17 protein-coding genes and 1 riboswitch are annotated in these 13,192 nt (G+C 75.1%); of the genes, 4 read left to right on the plus strand and 13 right to left on the minus strand.

What is annotated here, in order from left to right; all coding sequences use genetic code 11:
• Positions 1–37 precede the first annotated feature (37 nt).
• Complete coding sequence (locus ACZ55U_RS24330; protein WP_465528878.1) at positions 38–244, minus strand: hypothetical protein; 207 nt, start codon at positions 242–244, stop codon at positions 38–40.
• A 92-nt stretch (positions 245–336) separates the two neighbouring features.
• Positions 337–1,119, minus strand: a complete 783-nt coding sequence (locus ACZ55U_RS24335) for an NRDE family protein (RefSeq protein ID WP_465528880.1) — start codon at positions 1,117–1,119, stop codon at positions 337–339.
• 133 nt (positions 1,120–1,252) lie between these two features.
• Between ACZ55U_RS24335 and ACZ55U_RS24340 the strand changes: the two genes are divergently transcribed.
• Entirely contained in the window at positions 1,253–1,741 is a 489-nt protein-coding gene (locus tag ACZ55U_RS24340) for a carboxymuconolactone decarboxylase family protein (protein ID WP_465528882.1), read from the plus strand.
• Entirely contained in the window at positions 1,738–2,562 is an 825-nt protein-coding gene (locus ACZ55U_RS24345) for an isocitrate lyase/PEP mutase family protein (protein ID WP_465528884.1), read from the plus strand. Before ACZ55U_RS24340 ends, ACZ55U_RS24345 begins: the two co-directional genes overlap by 4 nt.
• A gap of 100 nt (positions 2,563–2,662) precedes the next feature.
• On the opposite strand, the gene ACZ55U_RS24350 is transcribed toward ACZ55U_RS24345, so the two are convergent.
• The 10 genes from ACZ55U_RS24350 to ACZ55U_RS24395 all read right to left on the minus strand — a co-directional run bounded on the left by ACZ55U_RS24350 (position 2,663) and on the right by ACZ55U_RS24395 (position 10,341).
• Positions 2,663–2,944, minus strand: coding sequence for a hypothetical protein (locus ACZ55U_RS24350; RefSeq protein ID WP_465528886.1), 282 nt, complete (start codon positions 2,942–2,944; stop codon positions 2,663–2,665).
• 44 nt (positions 2,945–2,988) lie between these two features.
• Positions 2,989–4,089, minus strand: coding sequence for a cytochrome P450 family protein (locus ACZ55U_RS24355; RefSeq protein ID WP_465528888.1), 1,101 nt, complete (start codon positions 4,087–4,089; stop codon positions 2,989–2,991).
• Positions 4,074–5,540 (minus strand): cytochrome P450, encoded by a 1,467-nt coding sequence (locus tag ACZ55U_RS24360; protein WP_465528890.1) that lies wholly within the window; start codon positions 5,538–5,540, stop codon positions 4,074–4,076. Before ACZ55U_RS24360 ends, ACZ55U_RS24355 begins: the two co-directional genes overlap by 16 nt.
• Positions 5,537–6,172, minus strand: a complete 636-nt coding sequence (locus ACZ55U_RS24365) for a GTP-binding protein (protein ID WP_465528892.1) — start codon at positions 6,170–6,172, stop codon at positions 5,537–5,539. The genes ACZ55U_RS24360 and ACZ55U_RS24365 overlap by 4 nt, the downstream gene beginning before the upstream one ends.
• Positions 6,150–6,497, minus strand: coding sequence for a DUF742 domain-containing protein (locus tag ACZ55U_RS24370; protein ID WP_465528894.1), 348 nt, complete (start codon positions 6,495–6,497; stop codon positions 6,150–6,152). The genes ACZ55U_RS24365 and ACZ55U_RS24370 overlap by 23 nt, the downstream gene beginning before the upstream one ends.
• A complete protein-coding gene (locus ACZ55U_RS24375) occupies positions 6,494–6,907 on the minus strand; it encodes a roadblock/LC7 domain-containing protein (RefSeq protein ID WP_465528896.1) in 414 nt (137 codons plus the stop codon). The genes ACZ55U_RS24370 and ACZ55U_RS24375 overlap by 4 nt, the downstream gene beginning before the upstream one ends.
• A 45-nt stretch (positions 6,908–6,952) precedes the next feature.
• Positions 6,953–8,161 (minus strand): ATP-binding protein, encoded by a 1,209-nt coding sequence (locus ACZ55U_RS24380; RefSeq protein ID WP_465528951.1) that lies wholly within the window; start codon positions 8,159–8,161, stop codon positions 6,953–6,955.
• 325 nt (positions 8,162–8,486) lie between these two features.
• Positions 8,487–9,053, minus strand: a complete 567-nt coding sequence (locus ACZ55U_RS24385; RefSeq protein WP_465528898.1) for a TetR/AcrR family transcriptional regulator — start codon at positions 9,051–9,053, stop codon at positions 8,487–8,489.
• A 48-nt stretch (positions 9,054–9,101) separates the two neighbouring features.
• Complete coding sequence (locus ACZ55U_RS24390) at positions 9,102–9,932, minus strand: alpha/beta fold hydrolase (protein WP_465528900.1); 831 nt, start codon at positions 9,930–9,932, stop codon at positions 9,102–9,104.
• Positions 9,933–10,050: 118 nt separating this feature from the next.
• On the minus strand, positions 10,051–10,341 hold the full coding sequence (locus tag ACZ55U_RS24395; RefSeq protein WP_465528902.1) for a YiaA/YiaB family inner membrane protein: 291 nt from the start codon (positions 10,339–10,341) through the stop codon (positions 10,051–10,053).
• 209 nt (positions 10,342–10,550) lie between these two features.
• Positions 10,551–10,709: riboswitch (cyclic di-AMP (ydaO/yuaA leader) on the plus strand.
• Positions 10,710–10,721: 12 nt separating this feature from the next.
• Between ACZ55U_RS24395 and ACZ55U_RS24400 the strand changes: the two genes are divergently transcribed.
• Complete coding sequence (locus ACZ55U_RS24400; RefSeq protein WP_465528904.1) at positions 10,722–11,570, plus strand: M23 family metallopeptidase; 849 nt, start codon at positions 10,722–10,724, stop codon at positions 11,568–11,570.
• A gap of 40 nt (positions 11,571–11,610) precedes the next feature.
• On the opposite strand, the gene ACZ55U_RS24405 is transcribed toward ACZ55U_RS24400, so the two are convergent.
• A complete protein-coding gene (locus ACZ55U_RS24405) occupies positions 11,611–12,486 on the minus strand; it encodes a hypothetical protein (protein ID WP_465528906.1) in 876 nt (291 codons plus the stop codon).
• Between the two features lie 42 nt (positions 12,487–12,528).
• On the opposite strand from ACZ55U_RS24405, the gene ACZ55U_RS24410 reads away from it, so the two are divergent.
• Positions 12,529–13,128 carry a GNAT family N-acetyltransferase gene (locus ACZ55U_RS24410; RefSeq protein WP_465528908.1) on the plus strand — a complete coding sequence of 200 codons (600 nt, stop codon included), beginning with the start codon at positions 12,529–12,531 and terminating at the stop codon, positions 13,126–13,128.
• Positions 13,129–13,192 lie beyond the last annotated feature (64 nt).

Consider the following 13,192-nt stretch of genomic DNA (forward strand, 5'->3'; position numbering starts at 1 on the left):
ACGTTCGCCAACCCCGGTCGTGTCCGCCGTCAGAAGTTCACCGACCGTACGGCTGAAGGACATTGGGGCAGAGGTGCCCGAGCAGCTCCGCCGCCGCGGCGGCCAGGACGGTGGCGGACGGGACGACCCGGTGCGCCGCGTCGCCGAGCAGGGCGACGGCGGTCACCGCGGCGGGCGCGGCCACCAGGGGCAGGGCGACGGTCAGCAAGGGGAGCAGGCGGCGGGGGCGCTCGGGGCGGTCCATGGCGGGTCTCCTTCGGGCTCGGCCCGCGCCACGATGCCGCCTCCCGCAGCGTAAGGCTCAAGTCTTTTTTGCCGCGGGCGGGGCCGGGCCGGTCAGTCCACCGCGATCCGGCGCCACCCCGATCCGTCCGCGGCGGCCGGCGCCGGCGAGAAGTCGTAGCGCACCCGCTCCGGCCCGAACGCCAGCAGCGAGATCGACGAGGAGCCCCAGATCCGCCCGTCGCCGAAGTCCCGCCGCTGGACCAGCGCGGCGTCCGCGTCCGGCGCCAGGCCGTCCCCGGTGACGATCGGCAGCCACCGGTCCCAGGCCGCCGCGGCGGGCTGCGCGCCGGTCGGCTCGGGCCGGGGCTCGGCGGTGAAGCGGGCGCGGAAGTGGGCGGCGCGCGCGGCCATCAGCGCGCGGATCCGCTCGGAGGCCGCCCCCTCGGCGGCCAGGCCCTCCAGCCCGTCGTTGAGCACCACGCTCAGCCCGGTGGGCAGTTCGCGCTCCACCAGCCGCCCGCCCGCCCAGCTGGACACCCGGGCGCCGTCGGGCCGGACCAGGACGAGGTGGAACGGGTCGTACGGGCCGAGGTCGAGGTGGCCGATGCCGCCCTCCCGGACGGCGGTGAGCGGCAGCCGGCCGCGGGTGAGCCGGGCGTCGGCGGGGGCGAGCGGACCGAAGCCGTTCAGCAGGCAGGCGGCGGTGCGCCGGACCGGGTCGACGGCCAGCCAGGTGCCGCCCGCCACGAGGTCCAGCCCGCCGAGCAGTTCGGGCCGCTCCGGCCAGTGGTGGTCCGGCGGCAGCCAGGCGCGGCCCAGGTACTCGTCCCGCACGGACAGCAGCAGGACCGGGACCGCCGCTCCCGGCTCGATGCTGACGAACGCCGTGCACACCCCACTGCCCCCTGATCTCGGCCACCTGCGATGCGGCGATCCTCGCACAGCCGTTCGCACCCCGGAAGTGGCCCAAGAACCGGGCGGCCGAACGCACCAGGACGGCAGGCCACCGCGCTCCTAGGCTGGCGGCATGACGACGAACGAGACCGCCGGTACGAACGGGGCCCCGGTGCCCGCCCCCGAGCAGCGACTCGACATGTTCAAGCTCGCGCCCGAGTACTACCAGGCGATGATCGCCGTGGAACGGGCCTCCCGCCAGGGCCTGGACCCGCGGCTCGCCCACCTGGTCAAGGTGCACGCCTCGATGATCAACGGCTGTGCCTTCTGCATCGACATGCACTCCACCGACGCCGAGAAGCTCGGCGAGCAGGACCACCGCCTGCTCTCCCTCCCGGCCTGGCGCGAGACCCCGTGGTTCACCGCCCGCGAGCGCGCCGCCCTGGCCCTCACCGAGTCGATCACCCGGGTGACCGAGGGCCACGTGCCGGACGCGGTCTTCGCGGAGGCCGCCGCCCGGTTCGACGAGAGCGAGCTGGCCCAGCTGATCGCGGTCATCGCCACGATCAACGTCTGGAACCGGCTCAGCATCTCCACCCGGATGAGCCCGGCGGCGAAGTGAGCGCCGTCGACCCGGTCGTCCGGCGGGAGAAGGCCCGGCTGCTGCGCGAGCTCCACCGCCCGGGCGAGCCCCTGGTGCTGGCGAACGCCTGGGACGTGCCGAGCGCCCGGCTGGTGGCCGAGGCGGGAGCGCGGGCGGTGGCGACGGCCAGCGCGAGCGTCGCCTGGTCGCTGGGCAGCGCGGACGGCGGCGGCGCCGACCGCGAACAGGTGCTGGCCCGGACCGCCCGGATCGTCAGCGCGGTCGACCTGCCGGTCACCGCGGACCTGGAGAGCGGCTACGCGCCCACCGCCGCCGGGGTCGGCGAGACGGTCACCGCGCTGCTCGCCACCGGCGCCGTCGGGGTGAACCTGGAGGACGAGGGCCGCCCGCCGGCGGAGGCCGCCGAGCGGATCGCGGCCGCCCGGGCGGCGGCGGACGCGGCCGGGGTGCCGCTCTTCGTCAACGCGCGCACCGACGTCTTCCTGCGCGGGATCGGCGCGCCGGAGGGCCGGCTGGACGACGCGGTCCACCGGCTGCGGGCGTACCTGGCGGCGGGCGCGGACGGGGTCTTCGTCCCCGGGGTGTCCGACCCGGAGACCATCGCCGCCCTGGTCGAGGCCGTCCCGGCACCGCTGAACGTGCTGGCCGGCCCGGCCGCCCCGCCGGTCGCCGAGCTGGCGAAGCTGGGCGTGGCCCGGATCAGCCTGGGCCCGGGCCTGGCCGAGGTGGCGTACGCGGCGGTCCGCCGAGCCGCCGAGGAGGTGTACGCGAGCGGCACCTACACCGCTCTCGCCGACGGGCTGGGCTACCCGGAACTCAACCGGCTGTCCGCCGGCTGAGCCCCGCGCGCCGCGGCGCCGTGGACGGCCGGCCGTTCGGGGGTCGGTCGGCTGCCCACGGGCCGGACACCGGATCGGGGCCGGTCAGTCCACGGGCCGGTCAGTTCAGGACGTGCCCGCTGAGCCCCGGGTGCTCCATCTGGTTGTCCCCGATGGCCTCGATCTCGTTGGCGGCCTTCCCGACCACCGGGAGCTTGCCGGCGGTCCTCAGCGCCAGGTCGGCCGGGGAGAGGGTGAGCCCGTCGGTGAGCCCGCCGGTGACGTCAGGCGAGGAGGCGGTCTGGGTGGTGGCGGAGGCCGCCGGGACGGCGAGGGCGAGGCCGGCCATGGTGAGGGCGGCCAGGGTGGCGAGTTTCTTCATGCCCTGCCGAACGACCCGCACCGCCCTCAGGTAACCGGCAGGACCGCACCGTCACCCGTGCACGCTCAGACCGTCACCCACAGGGCGCGCACGCTGTTGCTGACGAACGACGCGATCGGCTCCTCACTCCGCCCCGGCGCCAGGGCCAGCCCCGGGAAGCGGGCGAACAGGTGCCGCAGCGCCGTCTCCGCCTCCAGCCGGGCGAGCCCGGAGCCGAGGCAGAAGTGCGGGCCGTGGCCGAGCGACAGGTGCCTGGCGGGCTGCCGGGTGAGGTCGAAGCGGTCCGCGTCCGGGTGGTGCCCGGAGTCCCGCCCGGCCGCCGCGTACGAGGCCAGCAGCGCCTCGCCGCGCCGGATCACCACGTCGCCGACCGCGATGTCCTCGATCGCGTAGCGCAGCGGGAACTGCCCGACCGGGGAGTCGTGGCGCAGCGTCTCCTCGACCACCGCCGACCACGGCTGCTCCCCAGCCAGCACCAGCCGCAGCTGGTCGGGGTGGGTGAGCAGCGCGCGCACGGCATTGGTGATCAGGTTGAGCGTGGTCTCGTGCCCGGCGACCAGCATCAGCAGCAGGGTGCCGACCAGCTCGGCCTCGCTGAGCCGCTGCCGCTCACCGGGCTGGCCGGCCTCGCGGACGGCGATCAGGTCGCTGGTCAGGTCGTCGCCGGGCTCGGCCCGCTTGGCGGCCACCACCGAGGCCAGCAACTGGTCCAGGCCCAGCTTCGCGGCGAGCGCCTCGGCCGGGGTGGCCGAGCTGGAGACCAGGGTGTCGGACAGCTCGTGCAGATCGTCCTGCTGCTCCACGGCCAGGCCGAGCAGCTCGCCGATCACCTGCATCGGCAGCGGGTAGGCGAAGTGCCGCCGCAGGTCGAACTCGCCCTCCAACTCGGCGATCCGGTCCAGCAGCGCGACCGTCCGGGCCTCGATCGCGGGCGCCAGCGCGGCCACCCGGCGCGGGGTGAAGGCCTGTGAGACCAGCCCGCGCAGCCGCCGGTGGTCCTCGCCGTCGGCGGTGACCATGCCGGGGACGGTCACGAAGCTGAGCAGCGGCCAGTTGTCCGGCAGCCGGTTCTCCCGGAAGGTGGTCCACAGCCGGGGGTCCTTGCCGACCCGGGGGTCGGCCAGCAGCGACTGGAGGGTCTCGTGGTGGGTTACCGCCCAGACCACCACCCCGCCAGGGAGCTCCACCAGGACCGCGGGCCCGGCCGCCCGGAGTCGGGCGTTCTCGCCGTGCTGGTCACGGCCGTAAGGGTCGAGTCTGATGGGCTCGGCGCGGTTTCCGGAGCCGGTGGCGGTGTCCATGCGGGCCTCTCGGGAGCTGGCGGGCGGGGCGGGGTGAACGCGCTGTACAGCACCGGCAGGGCGGTCAGGGCCCGCGCCCACGGCGACTGTCTCCAGGTCAAGTCTCCCACCGGAACGGCCAGTTGGAGGTCCGGCAGGCGGTGGAGCAGGGTCTCGACGGCGGTCTCGACGATGATCCGGGCCGGGTGCTGGGCCGGGCAGACGTGCTTGCCCGCGCCCCAGGCGAGGTGCGCCCGGTTGCCGCCGAGCGAGCCCTGCGCGGCGGCCGAGACGCCCTGCGCGGCGGGGTCGGCGTTGGCCGCGGCCAGGCCGAGGACGAGCAGGTCGCCCCGGCTGATGTACTGGCCGCCGAGCACGGTGTCACTGGTGGCCCAGCGGCCGGGGAAGTTCTGCGTCGGCGGGTCGCGCCAGAGCACCTCCTCCAGCGCGTCGGCGACGGTCAGCCGCCCGCCCGTGAGGGTGGCCCGGAAGCGGCGGTCGGTGAGCAGCAGCCGCAGCGTGTTGCCGGTCCAGCCGATGGTGGTCTCGTTCCCGGCGACCATCATCACCACCAGCTGGTGCACCGCCTCCTCGTCGGTCAGCGCGGCCGGGTGGGCCAGCAGCCAGGAGGTGAGGTCGGCGCTGGGCTCGGCCCGGCGGCGCCGCACCAGGTCGACCACGATCGTGTGGAACTCCTCGTTGGCGCGCACCGATTCGGCGCCGCTGTCGGAGATGTCGTTGATCAGCCGGATCAGGTACGGGCCGGCGTCGGCGGGCAGGCCGAGCAGCTGGGTGAAGACCAGCAGCGGCAGCCGCTCCGCGTACTGGGCGACCAGGTCGGCGGTGCCGTCCGGGCCCCAGTCGTCGATCAGCCCGTTCGCCGCGGCCTCGGTGGTCCCGCGCAGCTGGCGGTGGTCGATCTGGGCGAGGGTGTCCGAGACGGCGGCGCGCAGCCGCTGGTGCTCGGCGCCGTCCAGGTTGAGCAGGGTGGGCCGCCAGGAGGTCATCGGCAGCAGCCGGGAGTCGGGGGCCAGCCGGCCCTCGGCGGGCACCCGCCAGCGGCGCGAGTCCTTGGAGAACAGCGCCTCGTTGCGGGTGAGTTCGAGCAGCTCGCCGTAGCCGAGGACGAGCCAGGCCTCGACCCCGGGCTCCAGCTCGATCGGCGCGACCGGCCCGTAGCGCTCGCGAAGCCGGGCGTACAGGCCGTGCGGGTCCTCGGCGAGGGCCGGGCCGTACAGCGGGGTCAGCGGCACGCCGACGGGCAGCCCGCCGGGCAGGCCGCCGCCGTGGGCGACCGGGCACCCGGGCGGCGTGCCGGGGGGTTCGGGGGCGGTCATCCCTGGAGCTCCAGGATCGAGCTGCGGTGCAGGTGGTCCACGAAGTCGATCAGCAGGTCGTACGACTGCCGGCGGTCCCGGGCGTCGCAGAACAGGATCGGCACCTCCGGCAGCAGGTCCAGCGCCGACCGCAGCTCCTCCTCCGGGTAACTCGGCGTGTCCGGGAAGGTGTTGACGGCCACCGCGAACGGGATGCGCTGCTCCTCCAGCCGGCCGAGCACGTCGAAGCTCTCGTCCGGGCGGCGCAGGTCGACCATGGCGATGGCGCCGAGCGCACCGCGCGACAGGTCGTCCCACAGCGGCCAGAACCGCTGCTGTCCGGGCGTGCCGAACAGGTACAGCGCGAGCCGCGAGTTGAGCGTGATCCGGCCGAAGTCCAGTGCCACCGTGGTGGTCGTCTTGCCGGGGCGCCCGGTCAGGTCGTCGATGCCGCTGCTGGCGGCGGTCATGGTCTCCTCGGTGCGCAGTGGGGTGATCTCGCTGAGCGAGCCGACCAGGGTGGTCTTGCCCACCCCGAACGGGCCGGTGACCAGGATCTTGACGGCGCCCTGCACCGAGGAGGGCAGGTACTGCGGTCCCTCGGCGGACCCGGAGGCCCCGGGGACGGCTTCAGCGGAGTTGGCGGAGGCCAACGAGCACCTCTTCCAGGAGGGTTGCGGGCAGGCGTTCGGCCTGCGGAACGGGCGGGAGCACCTGCACGGCGCCGAGGTCCCACAGGTCCCCGACCAGCACCTTGACCACGCCGAGCGGCAACCCCAGGTGGGCCGCCACCTCGGCGATGGACAGCAGACTGTGACAGAGGCCGAGGATGCGCCGGTGCTCGCGGTTCAGCAGCGGGTGCTCGGGCAGCTCCGTGGGCCCGGGTAACGCGCTGACCAGGCTCTCCACGGCCAGTTCGGCCCGGGTGGGGCGGCTGCGCCCCCCGGTGATGACGTACGGCCGGACCGGGCCGCTCACCGGTGGCCCCCCGACGCGTGGTCGACGCGCGGCGGGCTGGTGAGGTGGGCGCCGATCCGCTCGACCAGGACCTGCATCTGGTAGGCGACCAGCCCGGCGTCGACCGCCTCGCCGGCCACCACGGCCAGGTGCGCGCCGGCCCCGGCCGCGACCACGAAGAGGTAGCCGCCGCCGTACTCGATGATGATCTGGCGGGTGGCGCTGCCCGGCCCGCCGAAGCCCGCCGCGACGCCGCGCGCCAGCGACTGGAGCCCGGAGCAGGCGGCGGCCAGCCGTTCGGCGTCCTCGCGCGCGATGTCCCCGCTGCGGCCGATCTCCAGGCCGTCGTTGGAGACGACGACGGCGTGCTGGACCTGCGGGACGGCGATGATGTCGGCGAGCAGCCAGCCGAGATCGGGGGTGGTGGTCATGGGAATCTCCGGAGCGCTGGGGAAGTCGGGGGAAGCGGGGAACGGTCAGTGGGGGCCGGGCGGGAGCTGGGTCCGGGCGGCCGATCGACCGCTGGCGGTGCCGGCCTGGAACATCGCCATGAACGCCTGCGCGTCCCGGGCCGAGCGGTAGGGCGGCTCGGGCGGCGGCTGGGGAGCGGCGTGCTGGGCGGCGCGGCCGGTACGGCCCCGGCGGTGGCTGCGGCGGGGCAGGGGCGGCGGGGTGTCGCCGGTGGCGGCGGGCCGGCCGGGCGGCGGGGTCTCCACCAGGGGGTGGCCGGCGGGAGGGGCCGGCCGGGGGTCGGGGCTGAACGCCCGGTCGTCCGGCCCGAGGCCGGGGACGGTGGGCGGCAGCGGGTCGGTGAGCAGCGCGTTCGGCAGCAGCAGGACCACCCGCACCCCGCCGTACGGCGAGGGCGCCGAGCTGAGCGTGACCCGGAACCCGTACTGCTCGGCGAGCCGGCCGACCGCGGCCAGGCCCAACTGCGGCACCTCGCCCAGCCGGGAGACCTCCAGGGTGCTGCCCCCGGCCAGTGCGGCGGCGGCCTTGGCGACGGCCTGTTCCGGCATGCCGACGCCGCCGTCGTCGATCTCGATGACGGCGCCGTTGTGCACCGGCATCAGGGTGACGAACACCTGGGTGCTGGGCGGGGAGTAGCGGGTGGCGTTGTCCAGCAGCTCGGCGATCGCGTGGATCAGCGCCTCGGCCGCGGCCCCGACCACCGCGGTCTCGATCCGGCTGCGCACCACCACGCGCTGGAACGGCAGGATGCGCGACTGGGCGCCGCGGACGACGTCCTCCAGGGAGACGGGTTCCGGCCAGTGCCGGCCGGCCCGCGCGCCGCACAGCACGGCCAGGGTCTGGGCCAGCCGGGCCTGTTGGGCGGCCGCGTGGTCGGCCTTGAGCAGGCCCTCCAGCAGGGCCGGGTCGTCGTGGGTGCGCTCCATCTCGTCCAGCAGCGCCTGCTGGTCGTGGGCCATGACCAGGATGCGGCGGGCGACGCTGAGGAAGGCCCGCTGGGTGGAGGCGGTGTGCTCGTGCTCCTGCTGGACGGCGGCGAGGTCGGCGCCGCGGCGGGCCAGCTCGGTGGCCAGTCTTTCCTGGAGGGTGGCGAGTTCACGTTGCAGCCGGTCGGCGCGGCCGCGCTGGGTGACGGACACGGCGCGGTACCGCGCGGCGGCCACGAGGGCGAGGACGGCGAGCACGCCGGTTGCCGTTACGGACCACTGAGTCATCGTCACGCCGCGAATTCTAGGGTGATGATCCTACGAAGGTGTGAACGGATCTCGCCAAGTGACCGGATCTCGTCAATATCGAGTCAATTCGGCGTCAATCGGCACTGGTTCGCCCGCGACCGCCCGGCCTGACGAGGCATCGAGCCGGTCCGACCGGCCTCGGCGACGAGCGTCGGATTCGAGCCGGTTGGCCGGATCGCGTCCCGGAATGTGTGGGGTTCGTGCGCACGGTGTTCCCAAGGGGCGTCGTCCGGTGCGAGGGCGCCCCCGTCGGGTGGGCGCGCCCCGGTCGCACGTCCCCGTCGCACGCCCCCATCGCGCCCCGCTACGCGGGCCAGGTGCGCAGGCCGGTGGTGAGGGTGGTGATGAGGCGGTCGTGGGTGGTGCCGAGGTCCTCGGCGAGCTGGAAGGCGCCGGCGGCGGCGAGCGAGGCGAAGCCGTGGGCGAGGGAGCGGACGGTCCGGGCGGCGTGGACCGCCTCGGCGCCGTCGAGGCCGTACTCCCGCAGGACGGCGATGATCACGCCGACCAGCCGCCCGGCGGCCCGGGTCAGCTCGTCGTCGGGCTGCGGGGCCTGGGGGAGCGCGCCGTAGCGGTGCGGGTACTCGGTGGCGTACGCGTGGTAGGCGCGCAGGACGGCGGCCACGGCGTCGTCCCCGCTGCGGCCGACCGCCGCCTCGGCCAGCCGGTCGGCGAGGTCCCCGGTGACCCGGACGGCGATCAGCCGCCGCAGTTCGGCGAGGCCGCCGCTGACGTGCTTGTACAGCGAGGGGGTGGCGACGCCCGCCCGGGCGGCGACCGAGGCCAGGGTGAGGGCCTCGGTGCCCTGGTCGTCGATGAGGGCGAGGGCGTGGTCGACGACCTGCTCGGGGGTCAGTCCTACGCGGGGCATGGGCTCGGGTCCTTCGTGCGGAGTTCGGTGGGCGGGGCGGGGCCGGACTCAGCCGAGCTCGGCGAGGAACGGCAGCAGGGCGTCCGCGGTGGCCGCCGGGTTGTCGGCCATCGGGTAGTGCCCGGAGCCCTCGATCATCACCTTCCGCGCGCCGCCCAGCGCGGCCGCCTGCCGGTCGGCGACCAGCTCCGGCTTCGGGAAGTCGGGGTCCTCGCTGCCCATGACCACCAGCGCCGGGCAGCGCACCGCGGCCGTCCAGCCGACCGGCATCGAGTCGCCCCGGACGTACCCGCGGGTGGCGGTCCTGCGGCCGGGGGTGCGCAGGGCGGCGACCAGCCCGTCCACGTACGCGTCGAAGTCGGCGGGCTTGGCGCCGGGGAAGGCCATCTTGCGCAGGTAGAAGCCCCAGGCGGCCGGCCAGTGGACGAAGGCGGCGCCCAGCAGGCCCATGGCGCCGCGCATCAGGGCGCCCGGCGGCGGGTTCTCGATGAAGGCGTCGATCAGCACGATCCCGGCGACCCGCTCGGGCGCGTCCCCGGCGGCCTTGACGACCGTCGCCCCCGTGTACGAGTTCCCGGCGAGGACGGCGCGCTCGATGCCGAGGTGGTCGAGCAGGGCGAGGACGTCGCCGGCCAGGGCGGCCGGGCCGTAGTCGTCCCAGACCAGGGAGGACTCGCCGAAGCCCCGGAGGTCCATGGTGACCACCCGGTGGCCGGCGGCGGTGAGCAGCGGGCGCAGGTGTCGGTAGGCGGCCCGGCTGTCGAGCATGCCCGGCAGCAGGACGACGGGGGTGCCGTCGCCCTGCCGGGTGTCGTCGTAGGAGATCCTGCCGCCGGGAACGGTCAGGTACTGGGTGCTCGGGGTGACGGTGCCGTTCATGGGTGGTCCTCCTCGGGCCGCCGGTGCGGGAAATCGGCGGTGCTGCCGATAGCCATAAAGCTAAGGCTAATAGCCTTAGCCGTCAAGCGATCGCACCGCCCGGCGCCGGGGGAGGCGCTCAGACCCCGTCCACCTTGAACGGGTCGTGCTCGCTGAGCAGCTTCTCCAGCCGGGCCTGGTCGACCCGGGTGACCATCTCGTTGGACTCCTGGCGGTCCCGGATCACCTTCGCCAGGGTGAACGCGGAGGTGACGGTGTAGAGGAGGCCGAGCCCGAGGAACGCCCTGGTCCACCCGCCCACCGGCAGGCGGGCGATCCCGACGGCGAGGGCGGTGCCCGACAGGGCGAAGGAGAGGACGGCCTGGACGTAGTACGCGGCCGTGGTGCGGGTCTGCATCGGTGCGTTCATGGCGCCAGGATGTGGCCGCCGGGACGGGCCGCACATGAGTAGGGGTACTCAGATGGGCCCGTGCATGAGGGGGCCCGCATGAGGGGTCGTTCGTTGACGTTCGTTCACCAGGGCCTAAGCTGCTCCAAACGGATGGCTTGGAATCAGGGCCTCCTAGGATTAACGTTTGATAACGCAGCGCGGTCGTCAACGCCGTAACCAGACGGCACCGTGCGCCGTCGCCTAATCCCGCCGGCCGGCCTCCGGGCAGGCCAGGGAGCCGGGGAACCACGTTCCTTGGGGTGAATCGGCGGGGCTCCGGCCCGGCCGTAGGAGACCTTCCTGCTCCGAACCCGTCAGCTAACCCGGTAGGCGCGAAGGAAGGAAAGGAGCGCGCCTCCGTGGCGTCGACGCACACCCCGGCACACCCGGCCGGCTTCGCGGCCGGTACCCAGCTCCTCGACCACCCCGGCACGGACGGCCCCGAGGACTTCGGTCCCGAGGCCTTCGCCGCGGAGGCCGAGACCAACCGCCACCGGATGCCGCGTCAGACCCGCGGGGCCTCCCCGCTGCTCGGCGTCACCGCCGTCGCCGCCACCCTGGGCGCCACCGGCTTCGCCTCGGCGACCCCGGCCGCCGCCCCCGCCATCGAGGCCCCCGACGAGACCCCGGTCGCGCTCGCCGCCGACCCCGGCCTCGCGCTCGCCGCCCGCATCCAGCACCAGGCCGACAGCCAGCGCACCGCCGCCGAGGAGAGCGCCCGCCTCCAGGCCGCGCAGGAGGCCGCCGCCAAGGCCGCCGCCAAGGAGGCCGAGGCCAAGCGCGCCGCCGAGGAGGCCGAGCGGGCCAAGGCCGCCGCCCTCACCCTCCCGGTGACGGACTACCGGCTCTCCGCCCACTACGGCCAGAGCGCCCGCTACTGGGCCAACCTGCACACCGGCCTGGACTTCGCCGCCGACACCGGCACCCCGGTCCACGCGCTCGGCCAGGGCACCATCACCTCGGCCGGCTGGGCCGGCTCGTACGGCTACCGGATCGTCGAGACGCTGCCCGACGGCACCGAGATCTGGTACTGCCACCTCTCCTCGATCACCAAGGGCTCCGGCCCGGTCGCCGGCGGCCAGCAGATCGGCAAGGTCGGCGCGACCGGCAACGTCACCGGCCCGCACCTGCACCTGGAGGTCCGCCCGGGCGGCGGCGCCCCGGTCGACCCGGAGCCCTGGCTCCAGCAGCACGGCCTCAACCCCTGACGCGGCCGCGGAGCCCCCGGCCCGGGGGCTCCGCGCGTCCTCACTCCTCGGCGGGCAGCTGCGCCAGGTACGCCTCGATCTCCTCCTGGCCCGGCTCCGGCGCCAGCTCCGGGAACTCCGTCACCAGCAGCCGCGGCAGCCCCGGCACCGTCCACTCGCCGAACAGGTCGAGGGCCGCGCCGACCGCCGCCTCCTCGAACCGCTCGAAGTCCCCGGCCAGCTCGTCCGGCATCGGCCGCCCCAGGGCGGTCAGCTCGGCCAGGTTGCGGTAGCTGCGGCGCATCAGGCCCTGCTCCAGCAGCCGACGCGCGCCGTCCGTGGCCATGCCCACCGACAGCACCCGGCCCGGGCCCCAGCCCTGCTCGTCCGGCTCGTCCAGCCAGCCGGCCGGCACCAGCGCCTCGAACGCGGCCGACCGCTCCTCGGGCGCCAGCTCGCCGAAGCCGGCCAGCCAGTCCCGTACGGCCTGCGGGTCCGTGACGTCCACCCCGTACGCGTACAGCAGCAGCGCGTACAGCCGGGGCCAGGTCACCAGGTCGGCGCGGCGCAGCAGCCCGGCGGCGACCTCACCCTGCCACTCGGCCTCGGCGTGCAGCCGCTCCTGGCGCTTGGCGTTCAGCCGCCGGACCGCCCGCTGGTGGTCGATCAGCAGCCGGACGGCCTCGCCGTAGGCGAGCGGGTCCTCCTCGGGGGCGGGTTGGACGTACAGGTGGAGCCGTTCGTACAGCAGGTGCTCCACCGCGTCGGAGGTCAGTTCGGGCCAGCCGTCGTGCATCCTGCCCTCGCCCAGCTCCAGCAGCGCCAGCACCGCGCGCAGCGGCTCCTCGGCCACCGGTGCGCGGCCCTGCTCGGCCGCCCAGGAGAGCAGGTCGGCGGCCTTGGTGCGCGGGGCGAGCCGCAGGTCTTCGTCGTTCATGGTCCGAACGGTAGCCGCCGGGCGGGGATAGGGTCGGCAGCCATGGTCCCCGTACGACTCACCGGCCCGCGACTGGCCCTCCGCGAGTACCACCACACCGAGGGCGACGTCGCCGCGCTGCACGCGCTGTTCGGCGACCCGGAGGTCACCCGGTACCTGCCGTTCGGCCCGAGCGGCCTGGAGGACTGCGCCGACCAGGTGGAGCTCTACCTGGAGGAGGCGCTGGCCGAGGAGCGAGACACCTACCGGCTCGCCGTCACGCGGCTCGCCGACGCCGAGGACCCGTGGGACGCGCCGCCGATCGGGCAGGCCTCGCTCACCCTCGGCGGGCACCGCGCCGGCGACCTCGGGTGCGTGCTGGCCCGCGAGTGCTGGGGCCGCGGCTACGCGGGCGAGACCGTCGGCCTGCTCTGCGGCTTCGCCTTCGGGGAGCTGGGCCTGCACCGGCTGACCGCCCGGACGGCGGTGGACAACACGGCCTCCGTCAGGGTGCTCGGCGGCCTGGGGTTCCGGCTGGAGGGGCGGCTGCGGCACGACCGCTCCGAGGACGGGGTCCGGTCCGACTCGTACCTGTACTCGCTGCTCGCCGGCGAGTGGGCGGGGCCGGCCACCCGCCGGGGGAGAGCGGGGGAGGGGGGTTAACCCCCCCCCCCACCCGCCCGGCCTCCCCCCCCCCCCCCACCCTTGCGTCCGTCCGGCTGGACAC

Source organism: Kitasatospora sp. NPDC034533 (assembly GCF_055575155.1).

Bases quoted from the DNA above. Each gene is read 5' to 3' on its own strand.
- ACZ55U_RS24330 (WP_465528878.1), bottom strand. From the start codon at position 244: ATGGACCGCCCCGAGCGCCCCCGCCGCCTGCTCCCCTTGCTGACCGTC.
- ACZ55U_RS24340 (WP_465528882.1), top strand. From the start codon at position 1,253: ATGACGACGAACGAGACCGCCGGTACGAACGGGGCCCCGGTGCCCGCC.
- ACZ55U_RS24360 (WP_465528890.1), bottom strand. From the start codon at position 5,540: ATGACCGCCCCCGAACCCCCCGGCACGCCGCCCGGGTGCCCGGTCGCC.
- ACZ55U_RS24375 (WP_465528896.1), bottom strand. From the start codon at position 6,907: ATGACCACCACCCCCGATCTCGGCTGGCTGCTCGCCGACATCATCGCC.
- ACZ55U_RS24380 (WP_465528951.1), bottom strand. From the start codon at position 8,161: ATGACTCAGTGGTCCGTAACGGCAACCGGCGTGCTCGCCGTCCTCGCC.
- ACZ55U_RS24385 (WP_465528898.1), bottom strand. From the start codon at position 9,053: ATGCCCCGCGTAGGACTGACCCCCGAGCAGGTCGTCGACCACGCCCTC.
- ACZ55U_RS24390 (WP_465528900.1), bottom strand. From the start codon at position 9,932: ATGAACGGCACCGTCACCCCGAGCACCCAGTACCTGACCGTTCCCGGC.
- ACZ55U_RS24395 (WP_465528902.1), bottom strand. From the start codon at position 10,341: ATGAACGCACCGATGCAGACCCGCACCACGGCCGCGTACTACGTCCAG.
- ACZ55U_RS24405 (WP_465528906.1), bottom strand. From the start codon at position 12,486: ATGAACGACGAAGACCTGCGGCTCGCCCCGCGCACCAAGGCCGCCGAC.
- ACZ55U_RS24410 (WP_465528908.1), top strand. From the start codon at position 12,529: ATGGTCCCCGTACGACTCACCGGCCCGCGACTGGCCCTCCGCGAGTAC.